At 69.7% G+C, this 25,899-nt stretch carries 23 protein-coding genes; 1 reads left to right on the plus strand and 22 read right to left on the minus strand.

Features of this window, described 5'->3' with window-relative positions; all coding sequences use genetic code 11:
- Positions 1-42 precede the first annotated feature (42 nt).
- From QJS31_RS16675 to ftsY, 21 genes are all read right to left on the minus strand, one after another.
- Complete coding sequence (locus tag QJS31_RS16675) at positions 43-966, minus strand: tyrosine recombinase XerC (RefSeq protein ID WP_306357100.1); 924 nt, start codon at positions 964-966, stop codon at positions 43-45.
- A 611-nt stretch (positions 967-1,577) separates the two neighbouring features.
- Positions 1,578-2,990: a DNA-processing protein DprA gene (dprA, locus tag QJS31_RS16680; protein WP_306357101.1), complete on the minus strand. Its 1,413-nt coding sequence runs from the start codon at positions 2,988-2,990 to the stop codon at positions 1,578-1,580.
- 350 nt (positions 2,991-3,340) lie between these two features.
- On the minus strand, positions 3,341-4,849 hold the full coding sequence (locus QJS31_RS16685; protein ID WP_282784269.1) for a YifB family Mg chelatase-like AAA ATPase: 1,509 nt from the start codon (positions 4,847-4,849) through the stop codon (positions 3,341-3,343).
- Positions 4,849-5,214 carry a YraN family protein gene (locus QJS31_RS16690; protein WP_143984237.1) on the minus strand — a complete coding sequence of 122 codons (366 nt, stop codon included), beginning with the start codon at positions 5,212-5,214 and terminating at the stop codon, positions 4,849-4,851. The genes QJS31_RS16685 and QJS31_RS16690 overlap by 1 nt, the downstream gene beginning before the upstream one ends.
- Before the next feature lie 435 nt (positions 5,215-5,649).
- On the minus strand, positions 5,650-5,955 hold the full coding sequence (locus tag QJS31_RS16695; RefSeq protein WP_011210678.1) for a DUF2469 domain-containing protein: 306 nt from the start codon (positions 5,953-5,955) through the stop codon (positions 5,650-5,652).
- A 53-nt stretch (positions 5,956-6,008) separates the two neighbouring features.
- Positions 6,009-6,698: a ribonuclease HII gene (locus QJS31_RS16700; protein ID WP_282786498.1), complete on the minus strand. Its 690-nt coding sequence runs from the start codon at positions 6,696-6,698 to the stop codon at positions 6,009-6,011.
- Between the two features lie 165 nt (positions 6,699-6,863).
- Entirely contained in the window at positions 6,864-7,652 is a 789-nt protein-coding gene (gene lepB / locus QJS31_RS16705) for a signal peptidase I (protein ID WP_029930023.1), read from the minus strand.
- 96 nt (positions 7,653-7,748) lie between these two features.
- Positions 7,749-8,090 carry a 50S ribosomal protein L19 gene (gene rplS / locus QJS31_RS16710; protein ID WP_029930025.1) on the minus strand — a complete coding sequence of 114 codons (342 nt, stop codon included), beginning with the start codon at positions 8,088-8,090 and terminating at the stop codon, positions 7,749-7,751.
- Between the two features lie 208 nt (positions 8,091-8,298).
- Entirely contained in the window at positions 8,299-9,159 is an 861-nt protein-coding gene (locus QJS31_RS16715) for a hypothetical protein (RefSeq protein ID WP_306357202.1), read from the minus strand.
- 375 nt (positions 9,160-9,534) lie between these two features.
- On the minus strand, positions 9,535-11,931 hold the full coding sequence (locus QJS31_RS16720; protein ID WP_372341611.1) for a Tex family protein: 2,397 nt from the start codon (positions 11,929-11,931) through the stop codon (positions 9,535-9,537).
- A gap of 120 nt (positions 11,932-12,051) precedes the next feature.
- Complete coding sequence (gene trmD, locus QJS31_RS16725; protein ID WP_195122015.1) at positions 12,052-12,735, minus strand: tRNA (guanosine(37)-N1)-methyltransferase TrmD; 684 nt, start codon at positions 12,733-12,735, stop codon at positions 12,052-12,054.
- 5 nt (positions 12,736-12,740) lie between these two features.
- Positions 12,741-13,277 (minus strand): ribosome maturation factor RimM, encoded by a 537-nt coding sequence (gene rimM, locus QJS31_RS16730; RefSeq protein WP_306357102.1) that lies wholly within the window; start codon positions 13,275-13,277, stop codon positions 12,741-12,743.
- Positions 13,278-13,520, minus strand: a complete 243-nt coding sequence (locus tag QJS31_RS16735) for an RNA-binding protein (protein WP_029930032.1) — start codon at positions 13,518-13,520, stop codon at positions 13,278-13,280. It abuts the gene before it with no gap.
- Positions 13,520-13,966: a 30S ribosomal protein S16 gene (gene rpsP / locus QJS31_RS16740; protein WP_282784033.1), complete on the minus strand. Its 447-nt coding sequence runs from the start codon at positions 13,964-13,966 to the stop codon at positions 13,520-13,522. The genes QJS31_RS16735 and rpsP overlap by 1 nt, the downstream gene beginning before the upstream one ends.
- Positions 13,967-14,454: 488 nt before the next feature.
- Positions 14,455-15,549: an amidohydrolase family protein gene (locus QJS31_RS16745; protein ID WP_306357103.1), complete on the minus strand. Its 1,095-nt coding sequence runs from the start codon at positions 15,547-15,549 to the stop codon at positions 14,455-14,457.
- 22 nt (positions 15,550-15,571) lie between these two features.
- Positions 15,572-17,143: a signal recognition particle protein gene (gene ffh, locus QJS31_RS16750; RefSeq protein WP_306357104.1), complete on the minus strand. Its 1,572-nt coding sequence runs from the start codon at positions 17,141-17,143 to the stop codon at positions 15,572-15,574.
- Between the two features lie 66 nt (positions 17,144-17,209).
- Positions 17,210-17,494, minus strand: a complete 285-nt coding sequence (locus QJS31_RS16755) for a hypothetical protein (RefSeq protein ID WP_029930037.1) — start codon at positions 17,492-17,494, stop codon at positions 17,210-17,212.
- A gap of 182 nt (positions 17,495-17,676) precedes the next feature.
- The gene (locus QJS31_RS16760) at positions 17,677-20,175 is read right to left on the minus strand and encodes a [protein-PII] uridylyltransferase (protein WP_372341610.1); all 2,499 of its coding nucleotides are present in this window, start codon (positions 20,173-20,175) and stop codon (positions 17,677-17,679) included.
- 196 nt (positions 20,176-20,371) lie between these two features.
- Positions 20,372-20,710: a P-II family nitrogen regulator gene (locus QJS31_RS16765; protein ID WP_029930039.1), complete on the minus strand. Its 339-nt coding sequence runs from the start codon at positions 20,708-20,710 to the stop codon at positions 20,372-20,374.
- 3 nt (positions 20,711-20,713) lie between these two features.
- Positions 20,714-21,973: an ammonium transporter gene (locus QJS31_RS16770; RefSeq protein WP_282784038.1), complete on the minus strand. Its 1,260-nt coding sequence runs from the start codon at positions 21,971-21,973 to the stop codon at positions 20,714-20,716.
- Positions 21,974-22,254: 281 nt separating this feature from the next.
- Entirely contained in the window at positions 22,255-23,928 is a 1,674-nt protein-coding gene (gene ftsY, locus QJS31_RS16775) for a signal recognition particle-docking protein FtsY (RefSeq protein ID WP_306357106.1), read from the minus strand.
- A gap of 259 nt (positions 23,929-24,187) precedes the next feature.
- Between ftsY and QJS31_RS16780 the strand changes: the two genes are divergently transcribed.
- Positions 24,188-24,577, plus strand: coding sequence for a DUF2237 family protein (locus tag QJS31_RS16780; protein ID WP_029930042.1), 390 nt, complete (start codon positions 24,188-24,190; stop codon positions 24,575-24,577).
- 72 nt (positions 24,578-24,649) lie between these two features.
- Here QJS31_RS16780 and QJS31_RS16785 read toward each other — a convergent pair whose 3' ends face one another.
- The gene (locus QJS31_RS16785) at positions 24,650-25,759 is read right to left on the minus strand and encodes an FAD-dependent monooxygenase (protein ID WP_282786240.1); all 1,110 of its coding nucleotides are present in this window, start codon (positions 25,757-25,759) and stop codon (positions 24,650-24,652) included.
- Between the last annotated feature and the right edge of the window lie 140 nt (positions 25,760-25,899).

The raw sequence follows: 25,899 nt of genomic DNA on the forward strand, positions 1-25,899 counted from the left end.
ATACAGTCGCGATACGACGGTGAGGGATGGATCACAGCGACCTCAGGCGCGCGGGTGAGCCTGGTCGTGCACCTTCTTCAGACGGTCGATGGAGACGTGGGTGTAGAGCTGCGTGGTGGCCAGACTCGCGTGGCCGAGGAGTTCCTGGACGACACGCAGATCCGCGCCACCCTCCAGCAGATGGGTGGCGGCGGTGTGCCGCAGGCCGTGCGGCCCCATGTCGGGAGCCCCGGGGATAGCCGAGATCACCTCGTGCACAACGGTTCTGGCCTGACGCTGATCGATGCGGCGGCCACGGCGGCCGAGCAGCAGGGCACGGCCGGAATCGGCGGTGGCCAGGGCGGGGCGACCCCGACGCAACCAGTTCTCCAGGGCGGTGTCGGCCGGGCCGCCGAAGGGCACCGACCGCTCCTTGTTGCCCTTGCCCAGCACCCGCACCAGTCGGCGCTCCCGATCGACATCGTCGACGTCCAGCCCGCACAGCTCGCCCACCCGAATTCCGGTGGCGTACAGCAGCTCCACGATCAGCCGGTCCCGCAGGGCAAGCGGATCCTCCTGCGCCGCACCGGATTCCGCCGCATCCATGGCCGATCGCGCCTGCTCGCGTCCCAAGACGGCGGGCAGCACCCGATGTGCGCGCGCCGACCCCAGCCGCGGCCCCGGATCGACCGCCAATCGCCCCGTGTGCGTCAGCCAGGCGGTGAACGTCCGCGCCGAGGACGCCCGCCGCGCCATGGTGGTCCGCGCCGCCCCCTTGGCCGCCTGTGCGCTCAACCACGACCGCAACAGCGCCACGTCCACCTCCCCCACTCCGGAGTCGGCCGACCGCTGCACCAAATGCTCCAGCAGCGACCGCGCATCCCCCACATAGGCCCGCGTCGTATGCTCCGACCGGTTCCGCCCCAACCGCAGATGCCGCCCGTACTCCACCAGCAACGCATCCAAATCCTCGGGCAGGCCACTCATATCCCCATGATTCCCCCTTCCCCTGCCACTCCCGCAAGCGACGCGCCACCGGACCACGCGGCGTCGCGAAGCAGCACACCGCTACGCCGACCACCAGCCGCGGGGCCAGCGGCCTTCGGCCGTGCGACGCTGCGAGTGCCGTGGCACCCCGTCGGCCGACCGTGACGCGGCCGATTCTCAACTGTCGGGTCCTGTCGGGCCGCTCCGGCACCACGTTCGGCGGCATCATGCACCACGAGCACGACGGGCGCGACGGCCGGTCCCGACGCCGTCGGCTTCCGGCTCCGCACTCCGCCAAACATCCGGCCCACCGCGCGATCAATACACCGTAGACGGCGTCGCGCAAGTCCTCCGGGGTGAACCCGTCCGGCTCCAAGGTGTCCTGCCAGGCTTCGTATTCGCCGGTAGCACAGCAGACTAACGAGGGGATCATCGGCGACTGGTACGTCACGGCGGTGGAGCACGCGTACGCGGCGGGCACGCGCACGCGGGCGACACGAGCGACACGAGCGACACGAGCGACACGACCGTGGACGACACGGGCGTAGTTGATCGGATCAGCCGCGACGGCAGGGACAGTGGACCGCCGAACCACGACGTGACCGGCATCTTCACGGCCGCGCGGCGGCAGCGAGTCGGTACCAGCCGTTCTCGTCGCAGGACACCAGACCGGCGAGTTCCAGGGCACACAGGGCGGCGCGGACGGCGGGCACGGATAGTCCGGCGTGCTCGGCCAGCAGGCGGGGCAGGCGGGATCCGGTTGTCGGCAGGGCCGTGTAGACGGCTGCTTGGTCACCGGTCAGGTTGTCCTCCGGGTTCGGCGGGACACTGCCCGGCAGGGAGAGCCGGAGTGGGCCCACCTCGTCGACGATGTCCTCCGCGCCGGTGGTGAGCAGGGCCTCGCCCTCGCGGATCATGCGATGGCAGCCGACCGAGGCCGCCGAGGTCACCGGGCCGGGGACGGCGAGGGCGGGGCGGCTCAGGCGGCGCGCCCACTTCACGGTATTGCGGGCGCCGCTGCGCAGCCCGGCCTCGACCACCACCACGCCGTCTGCCAGGGCGGCTATCAGCCGGTTGCGGGCGAGGAAGTAGTGCTTGCGCGCGGTGACGCCCGGCGGGTACTCGCTGATCACCAGCCCGGTGTCGGCGATCTCGGCGAGCAGCCGGTCGTGCTGTACGGGGTACGGGCGGTCGACCCCGCATGCCAGGACCGCGACCGTGACGCCCCCGGCCGCCAGCGCGGCCCGATGCGCCATACCGTCGATGCCGAAGGCGGCACCGGAGACGATCGTCCACCCACGAGCGGCCAGCTCACCGGCGATCTCACCCGTGACCTGGTTCCCGTATCCGGTGCTGCACCGCGCGCCCACCACCGCCACCGCCTGCTCCGTGCACTCCGCCAACGACAGCGGCCCGCGCACCCACAGCACCAGCGGCACCGCGCCGCCCTCATCCGCACCCGGATCGAGCTGGCTCAATCCCAGCACCCGCCACGCGGGCCATTCGGCGTCATCGGGCGTCACTACCCGTCCACCGATCCGCTCCATGAGCTCCAGATCCCGTTCGGCCCTGTCGATTCCCCGACGCGACTCGGTCGGCCCCCGCAGCGTGTCCGGTAACGCGCACTCCCGCACCGCCCGCGCGGCCTCCACCACCCCGACCGATTCGATCAGCGCCGAGAGCGGCGCGCACGGCCCTTCGACAACCCGAGACAGGTACACCCACGCCAACCGACGAGCCTCCGAATCAACCTCAGATACAACGATTTCGGTGCTCAACCGCACGCCAGCAACGTCGGTTCCACCCACCGCAGCGCTTGCGCTCACCGCACCGGACACGCCCGCCTCCCGCGCCGCGCCCAATCCACCCTGCACTCCCGTGGCACCCGCCACGCCGTTCATGCTCGCCACGCCGTTCATGCTCACCACGCCGCTCGCACCCGCCACGCCGCTCGCCACGCCGCTCGCGCTCACCACGCCGCTCGCACCCGCCACGCCGCTCGCCACGCCGCTCGCGCTCACCACGCCGCTCGCGCTCGCTGTGACTCTCGTGCGGAACCCGCTTGCCGCGCTGGCCACGTCGGCATCGGAGGTCTCCCGCTGGCGACGGAGCGCGGTATCCCGACCGTCCGGCGCGCGAGTCTGCCACGCACCCGTAGCGGTGCCCGGGTCGGCCGTACCCGAACCGGAAGCGGCTGACCCTGTATCTGGTTCGGTCGAACCCGCATCCGCGCCACCCGCACCCGCCCCTACCCCTGCGGCCGCACATCCAGACGCAGACGCACACGCATCCGAATCCGGCATCGGTATAGACGTCGTCGGCGGCGGCGTCGGCGTCGAACACAGTGTGGGAGGCGGTGCGGGCAGCGGCTCGCTCATGATGTCCCCCGCTGCCGAAAGGTCAATGCCTGCAATACATCCTGCGCGGTGGGCACCTCGCCGCCGCGCAGGTCGCAGATGGTCCAGGCGACGCGAATGGCGCGGTCCGCACCGCGTGCGGACATCCGGCCGTGTTTGAGCGCGTTCTCCACCGGGGCCAGCGCCTCGCGCGGCAACCGGAAGCGCTGCCGCAGCACATGTCCCGGCACTTCGGCATTGAGCGACCAGCCGACCGCCTTCCAGCGGTTGGCCGCGACCTCGCGGGCGGCGGTGACGCGGGCGCGCACGGTTTCGCTGCTCTCGGCCTTCTCGCCGCTGAACGCACCCGCCGCCTGCGCGTGCATCTGCACCCAGAGATCGATGCGGTCCATCAGCGGGCCGGACAGTTTGCCCAGGTAGCGGCGGCGGGCCAAAGGGGCGCAAATGCAGTCGATATCGCGGGCCGGGGCGCACGGACACGGGTTGGCGGCCAGGATCAGCTGGAACCGCGCGGGGAAGCGCGCGACCCCGTCGCGCCGCGCGATACGCACCTCGCCTTCTTCCAAAGGTGTTCGGAGAGCTTCCAATACGGCCTTGGAGACCTCCGCGCATTCATCGAGGAAGAGAATGCCGCGGTGCGCCCGGCTGACCGCCCCGGGCCGGGCCGAGGGTGAGCCGCCACCCACCATGGCGCTCACCGACGACGAATGATGCGGCGCGACGAAGGGGGCGACCGTGATCAGCGGATGATCGCCCGACAGTGTGCCCGCCACCGAATGAATGGCCGTCACCTCGAGTGACTCACGTTCGCTCAGCGGCGGCAGCAGCCCCGGAAGTCGCTGGGCCAGCATGGTTTTGCCGATGCCGGGCGGGCCGGTGAGCAGCAGATGGTGCCCGCCCGCGGCGGCCACCTCCAGCGCCCACCGCGCCTCGTCCTGACCGACCACCTCGGTGAGATCACCACCGGTCCAGGTCGGTGCGGGCTGCACGCGGTCGGGGGCGAACAGATCTCCGTCGCCTCGCAGCCAGTCCAGCAGCGCGCGCAGGGTGGGCGCACCCAAGACCTCGATGCCGTCCACCAGTCCGGCCTCGGGCAGGGCCGCCATGGGCACCACCACCGTGGATCGTCCGGCCGTGCGCGCGGCCAGTACGGCGGGCAGTACGCCCCGCACCCGGCGCACGCGACCGTCGAGGGCCAGCTCACCCAGCAGCACCGCCTTCGCCAGCCGATCGACCGGCACGGCGCCCGCCGCATCGAGCACCGCCGTGGCCAGCGCCAGGTCGTACACGCTGCCGACCTTGGGCAGCGTCGCCGGTGACAGCGCGAGCACCACGCGCCCGTCTGGCCACCGCTCCCCCGAGTTGGTGACCGCCGCCCGCACCCGATCCCGCGACTCCTGCAACGTGGTGTCGGGCCGCCCCACCAGGTGCAGGGACGGCAGCCCCTGCCCGATATCGGCCTCGATCTCGACCAGCTGCCCGTCCACCCCCGCGACCGCCACCGAATACGCCCGCCCCAGCGGCATCAGAACACCCCCGGCAGATGTGTGATCTCCGGTTCCCCGCCGGGCGGCAGCAGCACGGAGACCACGTCGAAACGGATGCGCAGCCACGGCCCGGTCTGCTCCCGCAACCACAGCAGCGCCAGCTGCCGGATGCGCCGCTGCTTGGTGAAGGTCACCGCCTCGGCGGGCAGTCCGAATCCGACACCGCTGCGCGTCTTCACCTCGACGAAGGCCGTGACCTCCGCATCACGCACGATGAGGTCGAGTTCGCCGTAGCGGCACCGCCAGTTGCGGGCGAGCACCTCCATACCCGCGGCCCGCAGGTACCGCGCCGCCAGCTCCTCCCCGCGCGCACCCAGCACCTGATTGTGCGGCCCACCGTCCAGAACTCGATCACGCGGCTCACCACCGGTAACGCGGTCGTGCGCCCCGCCGCCACCACCACCCCGACCGCGCGCCACAGCCCCCGCCGCCCCACCGGTCGGCGGAACGGAACCCGGCAGACCAGCGCCCGGCGGAATGCCACCCGGCAGACCACCCCTTGGCAGCCCGCCACCCGGCGGGACGGCACCCGGCAGACCGGCGGTCGACGGATCGCTGCTCAGCAAACCCTCTCCCGGCAGACCGCCCCCCGGCGGACCACCGTCCGGGAGCAATACCGGTGTATGCGCGCCCTCGAGCGCCGGATGCTGTGCCAGCGGATTCTGTGCCATAACGACCAGCGTGGGCGGGACCGCGATGGTCCCGCCCACGCCGAGCTGGGAAAACAGAAAGTCTGGGGATAGTCGGCCGGGTTGTGGACAACCGGGCCTCCGGACCGCCTACTCAGGCAGCCGCAGGTCGGGTTTCTCCAGCTCTTCGATATTCACGTCCTTGAAGGTGATGACTCGAACATGCTTCACGAAGCGGGCGGGCCGGTACATGTCCCAGACCCACGCATCGGACATCCGCACCTCGAAGTACACCTCGCCGTCCGCGTTCTGCGGCCGCAACTCGACCGAGTTGGCGAGGTAGAAGCGGCGCTCGGTCTCCACCACGTACGAGAACTGGCCGACGATGTCCTTGTACTCGCGGTACAGCGAGAGTTCCATCTCGGTTTCGTACTTCTCGAGATCCTCGGCGCTCATCGGGTGGAAAATCCTCCTTCTCGCCACACTGGCCACACTGGCTTATCAGAACATCATCCCGCATACGCGGTATCGGTAGCCACCCGGCCGGTCTCTCGTACGTTTCGCCACGATCGGCGATGCTCGGAGGTGGGTCCGAGCCGGTTCAGCGCCTCGGTGTGCTCGGTGGTGTTGTAGCCCTTGTGCGCGGCGAAACCGTACCCCGGGAACTGCCCGTCCAATTCCACCATCATGCGGTCGCGGGTGACCTTGGCCAGCACACTCGCCGCCGCGATACAGGCCGCCGAGGCGTCGCCGCCGATCACCGGCAGCGAGGGTACGGGCAGGCCGGGGACCCGGAACCCGTCGGAGAGCACGTACCCGGGCGCGGGATCCAATCCCGCCACCGCGCGCCGCATGCCCTCGATATTCGCCACGTGGATGCCGATGGCGTCGATCTCCCAGGCCGGAATCACCACCACCCGCCACGCCAGCGCCACCCGCCGGATGACCGGGAACAGCTCCTCCCGCACCGCTTCGGTGAGTTTCTTGGAGTCGTCGAGTCCGGCCAGCACGGGCAGGGGCTTGGGCGGCAGCAGGCAGGCCGCCACCACCAGCGGTCCGGCGGAGGGGCCGCGCCCGGCCTCGTCCACTCCCGCGACCGGGCCGAGGCCGCTGCGGATCAGCGCCGATTCGAGGGTGCGCAGCCCACCGGCCCGGCGCATCACCACCCGCGGCGGCCAGTCACCGCCCTCCCATCGAATCTTCTTGCCGCCCTGTGCCTTCGCGTTCCTGGTCGCCTTCGCGTTCCTGGTCGATGTCGTCCCGCCACCGGCCCGTGCAGCGGCAGGCTGGCGTCCACCGTCGCGCGCGGCACCCTGGGCCGCGCCATTGCCCGAAGTCCCCACCGGTCGATTATCTCTCCGTGTTCAGTTGGTCTGGGGGTTCTGCGACCGGATCAGTCCGATATGGCTCAGCGGCCAGATCTTGACCACCGCCTTGCCGCGCACATCGTCGATCGGCACGGTGCCGTCCAGTTCGTCGTCCATATGGGCGCGGGAGTCGGCCGACTCGTTGCGGTTGTCGCCCATGACCCACAGGTTGCCCTCCGGCACGGTGACGGGTCCGAATTCCCGCCCCTGGGGATTCTGGCGGCCGTACGGCAGACCGGGCACATACGGGTACAGGTACTGCGCGTACGGCTCGTCCAGCGGCTTGCCGTCCACGATCACCCGGCCCTGGTCGTCACAGCACTGCACGGTCTGCCCGCCGACCGCGATCACGCGCTTGACCAGGTCGTTCTCATCCGGCGGCACCAGGCCGAAGATGGAGAAGAAGTTCTGCACCCCGCGCACCACGGTGTTCTCGGAGCGGATCGACCGATAGTGCTGGTTCCACGAGTCGGTCGGGCCGACGAAGACCACCACGTCACCGGGCTGGGGATCGCTCCAGTAGTAGCTCAGCTTCTGCACGTAGATGCGGTCGCCGGTGCCGTTGCGGCCGTGCAGGGTCGGCTCCATGGACTGCGAGGGAATGACGTAGGGGCGACCGATGAAGGTCACGACCACGGCGGCGATGATGGCCGCGATACCGATGAGCAGCGGCAGTTCCTGCCAGAACGGCCGCTGCTTCTTCTCCTTCTTTCCCTTCCGCGACGACCGGCCCCTGGGCTGTCCGTCGTCGGAGGAAAGGTTCACCGAGTCGCTCTCGTCTGCCACGCGGAACAGAGTAGCCCGGCACCGCGACGAACCGTGCGGTGCCGGGCTACTCGGCAGTTCCGGTGAGCGCCGTTGCGGCTGCTCGGGAAGGCTACTTCAGCGCTTTTCCTTGATCTTGGCGGCCTTGCCGCGCAGGTCGCGCAGGTAGTACAGCTTGGCACGACGCACGTCACCGCGGGTCACGACCTCGATCTTGTCGAGGTTGGGGCTGTGCACCGGGAAGGTGCGCTCCACGCCGACACCGAACGACACCTTGCGCACGGTGAAGGTCTCGCGGATGCCGCCGTTCTGACGCCGGATGACGACGCCCTTGAAGACCTGGATGCGCTCCTTGTTGCCTTCGATGACCTTCACGTGCACATTCACGGTGTCACCCGGGCGGAACTCGGGGATATCGCTGCGCAGCGACTTTTCGTCGACGAAGTCGAGGGTGTTCATGTCCGTCCTTTGGGAAGTTCGCGCGAGCAGAGGAACCTGGCGGCACTGGTCGTGCTCGACCGGTTCGTACTCCGGATAATTGGGCGGTGCGTCGGGCGCGATGCGCCCAAGGCAACCTGAGCATTGTGCCAGATGGCCGGGCCGCCCCGGTAATCGGGTCGCCTTCGTCACCGGTATCCGCGCACAACACCGGCCGCGACCCGGCAGCTCAGTCGGCGACCTTCCGGCTACCGAGCCGATGCGTCGGCGGCGGCGCGGACGGGGCCGGGAGCACCGTGTGCTCCAACTCCTCCTCGGTGGCCTGCCGCACATGGACGAGATCCGGCTTCCCGGCGATGAGATCCTGGACGAAGATCTTGGCCTGGATGACCGGCCGCCGGTATCGCCGCTCGCGAATGATGGCGCGCCGCATGGTCCTCGGACGGGACCCGTAGCGCCAGCGCGCCCACGGCGATCCGGGCCGGGCCAGTCGCAGCCAACCGATGACCAGCAGCGGCGGGAAGAACATGCCGAACAGACCGGTCCAGATCTTCCCCTTGGCGATGACGATGGCCGCCAGCAGCAGATTCGTGATGGCGAACAGGCCGACGAGCACCCGCGCCGCCGTATCGGGCTCGTGCCGGACGTCGCCGAGGTCCAGCAGCCACAGCGGATGGAAGCCGAGCAGCAGCAGCCCGGTCACCGCCACCGCCACGAAGACCGCGTCCACGGAGGTGCGGCCCTGCTCCTCCCAGTACACGTCCCGGAGGTAGTAGATGAGCGCGAACTCGTCCAGCACCAGCGCCGCGCCCAGGCCGAACACCGCCGCCAGCGCGCTGATGGTGCCGACGCCGCTCTCGTACATGGTGACCAGACCCACCCCGGAGGCCAGCACCATGATCACGCCGAACACCATGTGGTGGATATGGGTGTCCCCGGCCCGCACGTTCCCCGGCCACCACCGCACCTTCGCGCGGATGAGCCGGACGCTGACGCGGATCAGCACGAACCCGAGAATGAAGCCGAACAGCAGGCACAGCAGCGGCAACCGTCCGTTCGGGATCACGACATCGTCGAGCCACCGCCGCATTTCGTCCATCAGCCCGCTGACTCCGCTCCGTGCCCACCTGTGCGGCCGCCGACGGCACGCGCCGTCGTCACGATCCGTTCGGCCGCCGAGCACCGGACCGCCCTGCCCATTGTGCAGCGGTCGCGAGCCACCGGCCAGCAACGCGGGTGCGGCCGACGACGCGGGCGCGGTCCGCTCAGCCACCGCCGCGGTAGCCGGGCTGCTGCGGTGATCCCGTGTGGCCGTGGCGGTACCGCGGGACCCGGCTGCCCACACGGATGCGACGGATGGTGGCCGCGCGAGCGGCACTCGCGGCGGTCGCCGCTCCGTGTGCCGTTCGACACCCGGAGCGGCGACCGCGGCCCTCGGTCCGCCGACCGTCTACCCCGGTGTCCCCTACTTGCCGAATCCCGCGCGGCGCAGGGCATCCGCCATGGCGCCGCTCGGCGCGGGCTGGTTGCGGCGGTCCTGACCGCCGCGCCCCTGACCACCGCGATTGCCGCCCTGGCCGCCGCGCTGCTGCGGACGTCCGCCGCCGTTCGAGCCGCGCTGGCCCTGGCCACGCGGACGGCCGCCGTCAGCCTGCTTGGCCTGACCCGGCTCGTCGTCGAGGCGCAGCGACAGGCCGATGCGCTGGCGCTGCACATCCACCTCGAGCACCTTGACCTTCACCACGTCACCGGATTTGACGACCTCGCGCGGGTCCTTGACGAAGTTGTGCGACATGGCCGAGACGTGCACCAGACCGTCCTGATGCACGCCGACGTCGACGAACGCGCCGAAGGCGGCGACATTGGTGACGACGCCCTCGAGCACCATGCCCGGCTTCAGATCGGCGACCTTCTCGATACCGGCGGCGAATTCGGCGGTCTTGAACTCCGGGCGCGGATCGCGGCCGGGCTTCTCGAGTTCGGCGATGATGTCGGTGACGGTGGGGACACCGAACTTCTCATCGGTGAACTCGGCGGGCCGCAGTGCGCGCAGCACCGTGGTGTTGCCGATCAACTCGGCCATACCCCGGCCGGTGGAGTCGAGAATGCGCCGCACCACCGGGTACGCCTCCGGGTGCACCGCGGAGGTGTCGAGCGGATCCTCGCCGCCGCGAATGCGCAGGAAGCCCGCGCACTGCTCGAAAGCCTTGGGGCCCAGGCGCGGCACCTCCTTGAGCGCGGCCCGGCTGCGGAACGGGCCATTCTGATCGCGGTGGGCCACAATGCTTTCCGCCAGCGAGCCGGCGATACCGGAGACCCGCGACAGCAGCGGCACCGACGCCGTGTTCACGTCCACGCCGACCGCGTTCACCGCGTCCTCGACCACCGCGCCGAGCGACCTGGCCAGCAGGGTTTCGGACACGTCGTGCTGGTACTGACCGACGCCGATGGATTTGGGATCGATCTTCACCAGCTCGGCCAGCGGATCCTGGAGACGGCGGGCGATGGAGACCGCACCGCGCAGCGACACATCCAGATCCGGCAGCTCCTGGGTGGCGTACGCCGACGCCGAGTACACCGACGCGCCCGCCTCGGACACCACGATCTTGGTGGGCTTGTTCTCCGGAATGCGCGAGATCAGTTCGGCGGCAAGCGCGTCGGTCTCCCGGGAGGCGGTGCCGTTGCCGATGGCGATGAGTTCCACCCCGAAGCGGGCCACCAGTGCGCCCAGCACGGCCAGGGACTTCTCGGTCTGCCCCTGCGGCTTGTGCGGATAGATGACCTCGGTGGCGACCACCTTGCCGGTACCGTCCACCACGGCCACCTTGACGCCGGTGCGGTAGCCCGGATCCAGGCCCATGGTGGTGCGGGTGCCCGCGGGCGCGGCCAGCAGCAGATCGCGCAGGTTGGCGGCGAACACGTCCACGGCGTCGCGTTCGGCGGACTGCCGCAACCGCATGCGGGTGTCGATGCCCAGGCTCACCTGGAGTTTGGTGCGCCACGCCCACCGCACGGTGTCCAGCAGCCAGGAGTCGGCGGCGCGGCCCTGATCGGCGATGCCGAACTTGTGCGCGATCCGGCCCTCGTAGATGGTGCGTTCGCCGGGGGCGGGCTCGTCCGCATCGGGTTCGAGATGCAGGGTGAGCACCTCTTCCTTCTCCCCACGCAGCAGCGCCAGGATCCGGTGCGAGGGCAGCTTCTCGAACGGCTCGCTGAAGTCGAAGTAATCGGCGAACTTCGCGCCCGCCTCCTCCTTGCCCGCGCGCACGGTGGAGGTGATCTGTCCCCGGCTCCACATGAGTTCACGCAGTTCACCGACCAGGTCGGCATCCTCGGCGAAGCGTTCCACCAGGATGGCGCGGGCGCCGTCGAGCTGTTCGGCGGTGTACTGGGCGGGGTCGGTGGTCGGGTCGGTCAGCAGCGCGTCGGCCACCGGCTCGTGCCCGGCCTCGCGGGCGATCTGCGCCTTGGTGCGCCGCTTGGGCTTGTACGGCAGGTAGATGTCCTCGAGCCGCGCCTTGGTCTCGGCGAGCATGAGCTGCGCGTGCAGCTCGGCGTCCAATTTGCCCTGGCCGCGAATGGATTCGATGATCGACGCCCGGCGCTCGTCGAGTTCGCGCAGGTAGTGCAGGCGTTCGTCGAGCTGCCGCAGCTGGGCGTCGTCGAGTCCGCCGGTGACCTCCTTGCGGTAGCGCGCGACGAACGGCACGGTCGATCCGCCGTCGAGTAGTTCGACTGCGGCACGCACCTGCTCGTCCCGCACCCCTAGCTCATCGGCGATCCGGCGGCTCACGCTCGCCAGCCCGACGGTGCTCGGAGTTCCGGTGCTGTCTGCGTTGACGGTTTCGGAGGCTGTCGTCACGCCCGCAGACACTACCCGCGGCGGGTGACGCCGCGTCGAGGTGCCACTCCCGAACCGCCGTGGCGGCACGCGAAACCGGTGCGCCGAATCCGCGAGCCGACGGCCCACCGCGGCGACGAGTCAGTCCGGCGGCAGCAGATCGGGGCGGCGTTCCCGGGTGCGCCGCAACGATTGTTCGCGACGCCAGGCGTCGATCTTGGCGTGATTGCCGGAGAGCAGGACGTCCGGGACGTCCAGACCGCGCCAGGAGACCGGGCGGGTGTAGCTGGGCCCTTCGAGTAGGCCGTCGGAGAACGAATCCTGTTCGTGGGACTGCTGATTGCCCAGGACGCCCGGAATGAGGCGGACGACGGCCTCGGTCATCACGAGGACCGCGGCCTCGCCGCCGATCAGCACGTAGTCGCCGATGCTCACCTCTTCGACCCGCACCCGGCGGGCGGCGTCGTCGAACACGCGCTGGTCGATGCCCTCGTAGCGGCCGCAGGCGAAGACGAGATGCTTTTCGGCGGACCATCTTCGGGCGGTCGCCTGGGTGAACGGCACCCCGGCCGGGGTGGGGACCACGAGCAGCGCGTCGTCCGGGCACACCGCGTCCAGCGCGTCACCCCACACCACCGGCTTCATGACCATGCCGGGGCCGCCGCCGTAGGGCGAATCGTCCACGGCCTTGTGCACGTCGTGCGTCCAGTCGCGCAGATCGTGCACGCCGACCTCGAGGATGCCCTTCTCGACCGCCTTGCCCAGCAAGGCCGTTCGCAGCGGCTCCAGATATTCGGGGAAGATGGTGACGACGTCGATACGCATGGCGCTCACTCCGCGTCCAGCAGCCCTTCGGGCGGGTCGAGGACGATCCGGCCCTCGGCCACCGACACCGTCGGCACGATGGCGGTGACGAACGGCACCAGGATCTCCCGGCCTGCGGGCGGGAAATCCTCGGACGCCTTGATCGACAGCAGTTCTCCGGCGGCGGAGTGCAGCACCTCGGCCACGGTGCCGACGACGGTGCCGTCGGTGAGGGTCGCGGTGAGCCCCTCGAGTTCGTGATCGTAGAACTCGTCCGGATCCGCCGAGGGCGGCAGATCCGCGGTGTCCACCACGAACAGCGTGCCGCGCAACGCATCCGACGCCGTGCGGTCGTCGACGCCCACCAGACGCAGCAGGAGTCGGCCCGAGTGCTCCCGGGCCGACTCCACCACGTACTCCTGGGTCGCCGTCGCCCGCGGCAGCCGGCCTTTCAGCACACTGCCGGGCGCGAACCGCAGCTCCGGTTCGTCGGTGCGGACTTCCACGACGAGTTCGCCACGCACCCCGTGCGATTTGGCGACCCGCCCGACGACCAGTTCCATCTACTGATCCGTGTCGACAACGTCGACGCGGATGCCCTTACCGCCGATCCCGGCGACCAGGGTGCGCAGCGCGGTCGCGGTGCGTCCGCCGCGGCCGATCACCTTGCCCAGATCGTCCGGGTGCACGTGCACCTCGACGGTCCGGCCACGTCGGCTGGTGATCAGCTCGACGTGGACGTCGTCGGGATTGGCGACGATGCCGCGCACCAGGTGCTCGACGGCATCGGCGACAACGGCACTCATTACTCGGCAGCCTCGGTGGCGGCCTCGGCAGCGGCGTCGGTGGCGGCCTCGTCCTTCTTGGCGGCCTTCTTCTTCGGGGTGACGGCCTCGGTGACCGGCTCGTTGTCGGCGGCGGCCAGCGCGGCGTTGAACAGGTCCAACTTGGACGGCTTGGCGGCCTTGGTCTTCAGGGTGCCCTCGGCGCCCGGCAGGCCCTTGAACTTCTGCCAGTCGCCGGTGATCTCCAGCAGCCGCTTCACCGGCTCGGTCGGCTGCGCGCCGACGCTCAGCCAGTACTGCACGCGCTCGGAGTCGATCTCGATGAGCGAGGGCTCTTCCTTCGGGTGGTACTTGCCGACGTTCTCGATGGCCCGGCCGTCACGGCGGGTACGCGCGTCGGCGATGACGACGCGGTACTGCGGGTTGCGGATCTTGCCCAGACGGGTCAGCTTGATGCGAACAGCCATGTGCTGCGCCTTTCGTTTTTCGGCCGCCCCGAGGGGCAGCCGGAGTGGTCACGGCCGCAATTCAGCAGCCCACCCGCGGGTGGACCCGGTTTTGCGTTGAGTGTTGTGACCGCCGCGCGGTACGTAACCGGAGACGGGCTGACACTGTCCTCGATGAGGACGGTCGTCCATTCTGCCAGACACCGCGGACGCCGAGAAAATCGGCCTCGCCGGCGACCCGCATCGCCCTGTGGTCCGCGCAGCCGCCCGCCGTCGACTACGGAGGCGACCACGGGCAGCCCACCTGGTCGGCGACCGCGATGGGCTGCGAGTGCGGCATCGTCAGTCGGCGCTGCCGGTCAGGAACTTCACGATCAAACCGGCCAGCACGGCCGTGAGCAGGCTTTCCACGGAACCCACGGTGTTCACCTCATCAGGTTGGAGCTACACAAACATGTGAAGCATGAATGATTCACTTCGGGTTCGTGGCGGATTCGGCGGATTCCGGCTCAGCGGTGGCCGGTGACCGGCGTGTGGCGGGCGTAGACCCGGCCGCGCAGGACCACCCAGGTCGGGTGGGCGAGGACTTCCGGATGGGTACGCGGGTCCCGCTCGTAGACGACGAGGTCGGCCGGGGCCCCGGGTTCGATACCCGGACGGCCGAGCCAGGCGCGGGCATTCCAGGAGGACGCGCCCAGGGCGTCGTGCGGTGACAGGCCCGCGTGCATGAGGGCGGTGATCTCGTCGGCGATGCGGCCGTGGCGAATGGAACCGCCCGCGTCGGTTCCGGTGTAGATGGGGATTCCGGCGGCGTGCGCCGTGGCCACGGTGTCGCGGGATCGACGGTGCAGATCGCGCATATGGGCGGCGTAGGTGGGGAATTTGGTTGCGCTGTCGGCGATTCCGGGGAAGGTGTCGATATTGATGAGGGTCGGCACCAACGCGGTGCCGTGGGCGGCCATGAGCGCGATGGTGTCATCGGTGAGCCCGGTGCCGTGTTCGATGCAGTCGATTCCGGCGTCCAGCAAGCCGTAGAGGGCGTCCTCGCCGAACACATGCGCGGTGACCCGGGCCCCCTCCCGATGGGCGGCGTCGATGGCCTCCTTCAGGATGGCGTCGCTCCACAGCGGCCGCAGGTCGCCGACACCACGGTCGATCCAGTCGCCCACGATCTTGACCCACCCGTCGCCGCGCCGGGCCTGCTCGGCGACGATCTCAGGTAGGTCGCGCTCGTCGTCGAGTTCGATGCCGAGTTCGCGAATGTAGCGCTTGGGCCGGGCGATATGGCGGCCCGCGCGAATGATCTCCGGCAGATCCGCGCGCTCGTCGAGGAAGCGGGTGTCGATCGGGGATCCCGCGTCGCGGAGCAGCAGCGCCCCCGCGTCGCGTTCGATCTCGGCCTGGGCCACGGCCCCGTCGTGATCCTCGTGGCCGCCGCCGTAGCGGATGCCCACATGGCAGTGCGCATCCACCAGTCCGGGCACGATCCAGCCGCTCTCACACAGGGTTTCGGCCCCTGGCACCGGTTCGGCCGCGATGCGCCCGTCGCGCACCCACAGCTCACGAACCTCCCCGTCCGGCAGCACCACGCCCCGCAGCCGCATGCCGACCTCCTGTCGAGAGCACTCAGTTCTTCGGGAACTTCAGCTTCGACAGATCGAAACCCTCCAGCCCCGGCGGCAATTCGTTCAGACCGGCGGGCATGTTCGAGACATTGGGCATACCCGCGGGCATACCGCCCGGCAGGCCCGGCATGCCGGGGAAGCCGCCCTTGACCTTCGGCGGGGTCGGTCCGCGGCCGCCCTTCTTGCCCTTCTTCCCCTTCTTGCCCTTGCCGCCGCCACCGCGGGAGCCGGGCAGGCCGAACTGGCGGCTCATCATGCCCATCATCTTCTTGGCCTCGAAGAAACGGTCGACGAGCTGATTGACCTCGGAGACCGAGACGCCGGAGCCGTTGGCGATGCGCAGGCGGCGGGAGGCGTTGATGATCTTGGGGTTATCGCGTTCGGCGGGTGTCATACCGCGGATGATGGCCTGGACGCGGTCGAGCTGCTTGTCGTCGACCTGGGCCAGGACGTCCTTCATCTGACCGGCGCCGGGCAGCATGCCGAGCAGGTTGCCGATCGGCCCCATCTTGCGGATGGCGAGCATCTGGTCGAGGAAGTCCTCGAGGGTGAGCTCACCGGAGCCGATCTTGCGGGCGGCCTCCTCGGCCTGCTTCTGGTCGTAGACCTGTTCGGCCTGCTCGATCAGGGTGAGCAGATCGCCCATGCCGAGAATGCGGCTGGACATGCGGTCCGGGTGGAAGACGTCGAAGTCCTCGAGCTTCTCACCGGTGGAGGCGAAAAGGATGGGCTGGCCGGTGATCTCGCGCACCGACAGCGCCGCACCGCCGCGGGCGTCGCCGTCGAGCTTGGTGAGCACCACGCCGGTGAAGCCGACGCCGTCGCGGAACGCCTCGGCGGTGGTGACCGCGTCCTGACCGATCATGGCGTCGAGCACGAACAGGGTCTCGTCGGGCTGCACCGCGTCGCGAATGCCCGCGGCCTGCGCCATGAGTTCGGCGTCGATGCCGAGGCGGCCCGCGGTGTCGACGATGACCACGTCGTACTGCTTCTGCTTCGCCTCGGTGATACCGGCCTGCGCCACCTGCACCGGATCGGCGGCGGTGATCCCGAGCGGGTTGTCGCCACCGCCGATGGAGGTGCCCGGATGCGGTGCGAAGACCGGCACACCGGCCCGCTCGCCGACGACCTGGAGCTGGGTGACGGCGCCCGGACGCTGGAGGTCGCAGGCCACCAGCAGCGGCTGATGCCCCTGCCCCTTCAGCCATTTGGCGAGCTTGCCCGCGAGGGTGGTCTTACCGGCGCCCTGCAGACCGGCCAGCATGATGACGGTCGGCGGATTCTTGGCGAACCGCAGCCGCCGGGTCTCGCCGCCGAGGATGTTGACCAGTTCCTCGTTGACGATCTTGACGACCTGCTGGGCCGGGTTCAGCGCCGCGGAGACCTCCGCGCCCTTGGCGCGTTCCTTGATCTTGGCGATGAAACCGCGCACCACGGGCAGCGCGACGTCGGCCTCGAGCAGCGCCAGCCGGATCTCACGCGCGGTCGCGTCGATATCGGCCGGTGACAGTCGCCCTTTGCCACGAAGGTCCTTGAGGGCACCGGCCAACCGGTCGGACAGGGATTCGAACACCGATCGCGCTCCTGATCTCGAGGGACGTCACTCGGGTACCAGGGTAGTGGGACCGGCGGAGAAGAGTTATTCCAGGTTGCGGCGCGCGGCCGTGGCGGGGCGGCACAGGTCGTGGTTCTCCTGCACCACCATGCCCACCGCCTCGCGCGCGGTGAGGCCGAGTTCGAGGGCGAGTCCGTCCAGCAGCGCCCATTCGGCCTCGGTGGGCGGCTGGGCGGCGACGGTCGAGGCGATGGTCATGGCGGTCACCGCCTGCTGTCCGGTGAGGGTGCGTCCGGGCAACCAGGAAACGACCCAGCGGTCGCCGCCGACACAGCGCGCGATGTGCTGGGTCAAGTCCGACGTCATCATTGACGCCGACACCACTTCAATTGCCACCGACTGCTCCCCTCATGCTCGCGATAGCTTTCTCTAGAGGGGGATATTAAAGCGCGGAACGGGGTACCCATACCTATTCCAGCAAATTGCACGCAACGATCGGATTAACTGGCAAACGCGGGGTTTGCCAGTTAATCCAACTACATGGCGACTGGTCAGAAAACTCTGCCGGAACCCATTTCCGTGTCCGATTCGGGCGATTTCTTCGGTTGCTGCGGCGGCACCACCGCGAGCAGCGCCGCCGCGATCTCCGCCCGCCGCTCCGGCGTATCCCCCGGGCCCAGATCCAGGCAGAATACGTCCACCACGGCCGCGCCGAGGGTCACCGCTTTCGCCCACAGCACATTAGCGCCCACCCGGGCCAGCGCGCCCGCCAAACGGCTGAGCAAACCGATTCTGTCCTCGGCGCGCAATTCCAGCAGCACCCGTCCCGGATCGGCCGTTTCGGACCAGATGATCCGTGGCGCCGCCTGCGCGTAGGGACTGCGCTGCCCCCCGCCCGCCTCGCGTTCCTTACGCGCCAACACGCCCGCCAGATCCAAATCGCCGTTGCGGGCCCGGATCAATTCCTGGCGCAGCAGACCGGGATCCGGCGGATCACCGAATCGGGGCGCCACCACGAAGGTGTCGATGGCCGATTCCCCGGCCCCGCCCAGCGAGGCCGACAGCACCCGCAGCGAATGCACGGCCAGCACGCCCGCCGCATCCGACAGCAGGCCGGGCGTATCGGGGGCCACGACCGTGACCACATGGGTGTAGCGCCCGTCCCCCGCGCGCAGGTCCACATGCACCCCGCCCGCCTCGGCCTTGGCGACCAGCTCCGCCGGAATCGGATCCGGTTCCGGCAGGTCCTCCCCCGCCATGGACAGCCGGCAGCGGCGCACCAACTCCGCGATGAGCGAGGCCTTCCAATCGCTCCACACGCCCGGTCCGGTGGCCAGCGCGTCCGCCTCGGCGAGCGCGTGCAGCAACTCCAGCAGCTGCGCGTCACCGTCGAGGGATTTCACCACCGTGAGCACCGTGTTCGGATCGTCGAGATCGCGGCGGGTGGCGGTCTCGGGCAGCAGCAGGTGGTGACGCACGATGGCCGACAGCGTCCGCACGTCGGAGGGCCACAGCCCCAGCCGCCGACCGATCTGGGTGGCCAGTTCCGCGCCGACCACGCTGTGGTCCTCGGGGCGACCCTTGCCCAGGTCGTGCAGCAGCGCGCCGAGCAGCAGCAGGTCCGGACGGGACACCCGCGTCGACAGCGCGCTGGCCCGCACCACCACCTCCACCAGATGCCGGTCCACGGTCCAGGTGTGGATGGCGTCGCGCGGCGGCAGATCCCGCACCACACCCCACTCCGGAAACAGCCTGCCCCACAGGCCCGTTCGATCCAGCGCCTCGATGGCGTCCACCGCGTTGCGCCCCGATCCCAACAGGACCAGCAGGTCGTTGAGCGCCTCCTTGGGCCACGGTTCGCGCAGTTCCGGCGCGTCCTCGGACAACCGGTTGAGCGTGGTGGCCGACATGGGCAGTCCGGTCTGCGCGGCGGCCGCCGCCACCCGCAGGATCAGTCCGGGATCGCGTTGCGGGCGGGCATCGCGGGCCAGCACCACCTCACCGGCGTGTTCGACCACCCCCTCATCGAGTGGTCGCCGTACCGGCATGCGGCGCAGCCGGGCGAGTCCGCGGCGCGGCAGGGCGTTCGCCGCGGTGCGCAGTCCGACGTCGACGGAGTAGCTCACCGTGCGCGCCGCGTCCGACAGGGTGCGGGCCAGATCGAAGCGATCGCCGATGCGCAGCGCCGCGCCGATCTCGTCGGCGTCCTGGGCGCGCAGCTGATCCCGCCCGCGCCCGGCCACCCGGTGCAGTTCGGTGCGCACGTCCAGCAGCCGCCGGTGCGCGATTTCGAGCCCGCCGCCCGGCACGTCCGGACCGAGCCCCGGCATGGCGTCGGTCAGCTGGGCGATGGCGAGGGCGTCGAGCAGTTGGATATCGCGCAGTCCGCCGCGGCCGTTCTTGAGATCGGGTTCGGCGCGGTGCGCGATCTCCCCGCTGCGGCGCCAGCGGGTTTCGGCCTGCTCGAGCAGACCGTCGAAGCGGGAGCGGATACCGCTGCGCCAGTCCCGGCGCACCCCGTTGACGAGCAGATCGCTCAGCGCCTGGTCGCCGACGATATGTCGCGCCTCCAGCATGCCGAGCGCGGCGGTCAGATCGTCGGCGGCCACGCGCAGCGCCTGCGGGACGGTGCGCACGCTGTGGTCGAGTTTGATGTGGGCGTCCCACAGCGGATACCAGAGCTGATCGGCCACCTCGGCGACGCGCTGCGGATCGACGTCGTCGTAGAGCAGCACCAGATCCAGATCCGAGTACGGCAGCATCTCGCGGCGGCCCAGGCCGCCCACCGCCACCACAGCCAGGCCGCTGTCGGGAGTGATGCCGACCTCGGAACCCTTGGTGGTCAACCACAATTCGAACAGATCGACCAGCGCCTGGCGCAGCGCCTCGGAGTCCAGGCGCGGGGTGCGCGCACCGCCGCCCGCATTCCTGCCCGCCTCCCCGAGCAGTTGATCGCGGGCACGGACCAGATCCGACGCCCCGTTGGCGACCACACCACCCGCGACCTGCTCGTTTCGCGCTCGCTCGAAACCCACGACCACACCACCCATCTCAGTTGTCCTGCCGCCGCGCGTCGGCGTGCCGACCCGTCACATCGGTCGTGCCGACCCGGTCACATCGGTCGTGCCGATCTGACACATCGGTCGTGCCGACCCGTCGGATCGGTCGCACCGACCCGTCACATGAGTGCGGCCCCGTTCCCACCGGTCCGGCGGGAGCGGGGCCGCCGCTCGAGCTGCTGTCCGCTTACAGCGCGTCGGAGCCGCGCTCGCCGGTGCGAACCCGGATGACCGACTCGACGGGGGTCACCCAGACCTTGCCGTCACCGATCTTGCCGGTGCGCGCGGCCTCCACGATGACCTCGACGACCTTCTCCACGGAGGCGTCGTCCACGACCACCTCGACCCGAACCTTCGGGACGAAATCCACGGAGTACTCCGCACCGCGGTAGACCTCGGTGTGGCCCTTCTGTCGCCCGTAACCCTGGACCTCGCTGACCGTCATGCCCAGCACGCCGGCCTGCTCGAGCCCGGACTTGACGTCCTCGAGGGTGAACGGTTTGACGATTGCGGTGATCAGTTTCATGCGTCATGCCTCCTTGACGGCGGTGGTACGTGTCGTGCCACCCACAGCAGCGAAATCGTATGCCGTTTCCGCGTGCTCCGACTCGTCCATGCCCGCGGACTCGGCTTCCGCGTCGGCCCGCAGGCCGATGGTGGCCTTGATCGCGAAGGCGATGACGGCGGCGACCACGAAGGAGTAGGCCAGCACCGCGACCGCACCCACGATCTGCCGCCACAGCTGGTCGACACCACCACCGTAGAACAGGCCGTCGACCGCGGTGGGCGCATCGGCGGTGCCGACGAAGCCGACCAGCACGGTGCCGATCACACCGCCGACCAGGTGGATGCCCACCACGTCGAGGGAGTCGTCGTAGCCGAACTTGAACTTGAGGCTGACGGCCAGCGCGCAGATCGCGCCCGCCACCAGGCCGACCACCAGCGCGCCGACGATGTTCACCGAGGCACAGGCCGGGGTGATGGCCACCAAGCCCGCGACGATGCCGGAGGCCGCGCCCAGCGAGGTGGGCTTGCCGTCACGGATCTTCTCCACCAGCAACCAGGCCAGCATGGCCGCGGCGGTGGCGACGACCGTGGTGACGAAGGTGACACCGGCGACGCCGTTGGCACCGACCGCCGAACCGGCATTGAAGCCGAACCAGCCGAACCACAGCAGACCGGCGCCGAGCATGACGAAGGGCAGGTTGTGCGGACGGAACGGGGTCTGCGGCCAGCCCTTGCGCTTGCCGATGATGATCGCCAGCGCCAGCGCCGCGGCACCGGAGTTGATATGCACGGCGGTACCACCGGCGAAGTCGATGGCCTTGACCTTCTCCATGATCCAGCCGCCACCCCAGACCCAGTGCGCGACCGGGAAGTAGACGACGGTCACCCAGACCGCGGCGAACAGGATCCAGGCGCCGAACTTCATCCGGTCGGCGACCGCACCCGAGATCAGGGCCACGGTGATGATCGCGAACATGAGCTGGAAGGCCACGAACACGGTCGCGGGCACGGTGCCGACCAGCGGCACACCGACCGATTCCTCACCGAAGCCGGACATCAGAGTCCGTAGGCCGAAGTATTCGGCGGGGTCGCCGAGCAGGCTGCCCTTGTCCGTGCCGAATGCGGCCGAGTAGCCGTACAGCACCCACAGCACCGTGACGATGCCCATGGCGCTGATACTCATCATGATCATGTTGAGCACGTTCTTGCTACGGACCATGCCGCCGTAGAAGAACGCGAGCCCGGGGGTCATCAACAGCACGAGGGCCGCGCTTGTCAGCATCCAGGCCGTGTCACCTGTGTCGGGCGCGCCGATTTCAGCGCCCGCCAGGATTACGGGATCCACCACCTTGTCCTCCTCATCTCGGGCCTCGCCGGTGTACTGCTAACGAAGCCTGCAACGAGGGTCCTCAGTCGGTGTTTCATCCGTGATCCTTCGGCGTTTCGCCTAGGTGAACGGATGAGATTGCACTGTTGCCAGCGTGTTTCCCGATCCGCACGGCTGTTACGAACACATTGTGAGGATGATGTTGATTCCCGGCGTCGCGCCAGGTCGGGGCGGGTTTACCCGAGCAGGGCGTCGACGAAGGCGCCGGGCTCGAACGGAGCGAGATCATCGGCCCCCTCGCCCAAACCAACCAGTTTCACCGGCACGCCCAGTTCGTGCTGCACCTGGAAGACGATGCCGCCCTTGGCGGTGCCGTCCAGCTTGGTGAGCACCACACCCGTGATATCGACGACCTCGCGGAAGACCCGAGCCTGGGTCAGCCCGTTCTGGCCGACCGTGGCGTCGAGCACCAGCAGCACCTCGTCGACCGGGGCCTTCTTCTCGACCACGCGCTTGACCTTGCCCAGCTCGTCCATCAGACCGGTCTTGGTGTGCAGACGGCCCGCGGTGTCGACCAGGACGGCGTCCACACCGCCCGCGATACCGGCGCTCACGGCGTCGAAGGCGACGGCGGCGGGGTCCGCTCCCTCCTTGCCGCGCACGGTCTCCGCACCGACCCGCTCACCCCAGGTCTGGAGCTGGTCGGCGGCGGCGGCGCGGAAGGTGTCGGCCGCACCGAGCAGTACCCGGCGGCCGTCGGCGACCAGCACCCGCGCCAGCTTGCCGGTGGTGGTGGTCTTTCCGGTGCCGTTCACGCCGACGACCAGCAGTACCGACGGACGGTCGTCGTGCGGCAGGGCACGGATGGAGCGGTCCAGTTCGGGACGCAGGGCCTCGATGAGGACATCGCGCAGCACGGCGCGGGCCTCCTCGGTGGTGCGCACGCTGCGGGCGGCCATCTCCTCGCGCAACCGCTCGACCACCGCGACGGTGGAGGCGGTGCCCAGATCGGCCATCACCAGGGTGTCCTCGATCTCCTCCCAGGAGTCCTCGTCGAGGTCGCCGCCGCCGAGCAGCCCGAGTAGGGACTTGCCCATGGCGTTCTGCGAACGGGAGAGGCGCCCGCGCAGGCGGGTCAGCCGACCCGCGGTGGGCTCGATCTCGGGGACGACCGGGGCCTCGGCCACGGTGGGGGCGGAGTCGGGGACGTCCACGGGGACCGGGGCGGACTGCACCGGGGCCTCGGGAACGGGGGTGGCGGTCGGGGTTTCCACGGCCGCGGCCGGTGCGGAGGTGCCGTCGGAAACCCTGGTCGCGGCCTCGGCGGCGGTATCGGGCGTACCGGCCCGCTCGGGCGCGGTGGTCTGCTCCGGCGCGGCGGTGTCGGATGCGGGGGCGGCGGGCGGGGCGACCAGATCCGGGGCGGTCCCTTGCTCAGCCACGCCCGGCTTCTCAGCCACGTCAGACTTCTCAGGTGCGACAGTTCCGGTGGCCTCGGGCTCGGTGGTCGCGCCGGGCGTGTCGGACTCGGGCGCGGGGGGAGCCTGCGGACCCTGCTCGGGCTCCGGCAGACGCACGTCGGTAATGCCGCGTCGGGCCGCGTCGCGAGGCACGGCCGCGTCGTCGCCGATATGCGGCTGGCCCTCGTCGTCGGTGCGCTCGACCGGCGGCGTCGGTGGCCGTACCGGTTCCGGGGTGGGTTTCGGCGCCGTGGCCGTGCCACCGCCCTGGCTGAAACTGAAGCCGCCCGCTGCCGTGTAACCGCCCGACTTGTCCGTGACCTCCTTGGTCTCGGTGGTGTCGGGGGTCAGCGAGATACGCCGACGCTTGTACAGCACGAAACCGGCGACGAAGGCCACCAGCAGCACCGCGGCGATCGCGGCAATCAGAATCCAGGCGTCTGCAGTCACGGCACCATCCTTTCAGAGAGTTCGCCGCCGCCCGATTCGCCCACCTGTCCGTCGAGGGCGCTCCGACCGGCCCGTGAGCCCTGCCGACATGCCGAATCGGACGACGGCGTGTGCAATAACACACAGGCCGGTACGGGAACCGGAGGACACGCCGGAACGAGTATGCGCGGAGGCTCCATCTACCGACCGGTTTGGACGACAACGTGCCGAGCCCGCGAAGCAGCGGCGAATCCGACACCAAGACAATAGGATCGGCCACGTGACCGATCGAAATGTGCTTGGGGGACCGCTGGAGGAGTGTGGCACCGATCCTCTCACCGGCTTCTATCGGGACGGCTGCTGTAGTACCGGCCCCGAGGATCTGGGCAGTCATACGGTGTGCACCGTCGTGACCGCCGAATTCCTGGACCACCAGAAGTCGATCGGCAACGACCTGCTGACCCCGCGTCCCGAGAACAACTTCCCCGGCCTGCAACCCGGCGACCGCTGGTGCGTGGTGGCCGTCCGCTGGCTGCACGCCCACGAGGACGGCGTCGCCGCCCCCGTGATCCTGGCCGCCACCCACGAGAACGCCCTGGAGGTGATCCCCATGGACACCTTGCGCAAATACGCCGTCGACGTCCCCGACGACGTCAGCGATCTGCTGTGAGAACGTGCGGGTTCGTCGGGGTCACGGTCACCGCCGGATACCGGCGCGACCTCGGCGGTATGCGATCGATTGTCACCGGGAGGGCAGCAGGCGGATCGCGGTGTCGCGAAGCAGGATCGCGGGGCGGGAACCGGGAATGAGCAAGGCGGCCGCGAGCCGCAGACCGCGCTGTTCGCCTCCGGCGACGCCGCGGTGCCGGTGCTCGTAACGGTACAACGCCGCTCGGGGCAGTTCGGGGGTGCGCGCCAGTTCCTCGGCGAGGGTGCGCGCGCCGACGATGGCCGTACTGGAGCCGTTGCCGAACAGTGAGACGCAGGAGGCGGCGTCGCCGACCAGGGCGACCCGGCCGTCCGACCAGCGGGGCAGCCGCACCTGGCCGACCGAGTCGAAGTAGAGGTCCGGCGCGGCGCGCACCTGGTCGAGCAGATCGGCGAAGATGCCGGTGCGGTGGGTGAATTCGCCGATGAGGATGCGCTTGTGCGCTGCGGTCTCGCGATAGTCCAGCCCCGGAATCTCCCCGCGCCGGAACATGAACGCAGCGAGCGGTCGGCCACCCGCCGGGTGCACGGAGACCGACCGGCCGGGTGTGTTGTACATGAGCACTTCGCGATCGTCACCGACCAGGCGTTCCACCGGCAGAGTGGAGACGTAGATCCCGCTGTGCCGCAGAAAGTTTCGTTCGGGCCCGAAGACCAGCCGCCGCACCGTGGAGTGCAGGCCGTCCGCGCCGACGACGTAGTCGAAGTGCTCGGGCGGTGCCTGGTCGAAGCGGACGCGCACCCCGGAGACATCCTGCACCAGCCCGGTTATCGTGTCGCCCCAGCGAATCTCGGCCCGGTCACCCGCCGCCGCGAGCAGGACGCCCGCCAGATCGGCTCGCGCCACCTCGATTTCGTCCTCACGCTCCCCGAATGCCGACGTGCGCACAGTGGCTCGCCGCCGCCCGGTGCCGTCCACGAAGGTGATCCGCTCGACATGGGTCGCGCCCGCACGCAACTCGGGCATGATGCCCATTTCGGTGACCACATCCACGGCGGCCCCGCGCACATCCACCGGACTGCCGCTGGTCCGCCGGTGCGTCGCCCGTTCGACCACGGTCACCGCGAATCCGTACTCGCCGAGCCAGTAGGCCAGCGTCGATCCCGCGATACCGGCACCGGAAATCAGCACTGTCGCGCTCATGACATCCACCTCACCCGCGTCGGGACGATCCCACCTGTGCCGCCCCCTACGAGGATGCGACGAAAAGCCGGTCGGCGCATGAACTTCGGCGATCACGGCAATCTGTCGGTGCTCCGTGCGATGATGCGCCCACACACGAT

The sequence above is a fragment of the Nocardia sp. CC213A genome, from assembly GCF_030766805.1.
Taxonomy (GTDB): domain Bacteria; phylum Actinomycetota; class Actinomycetes; order Mycobacteriales; family Mycobacteriaceae; genus Nocardia; species Nocardia otitidiscaviarum.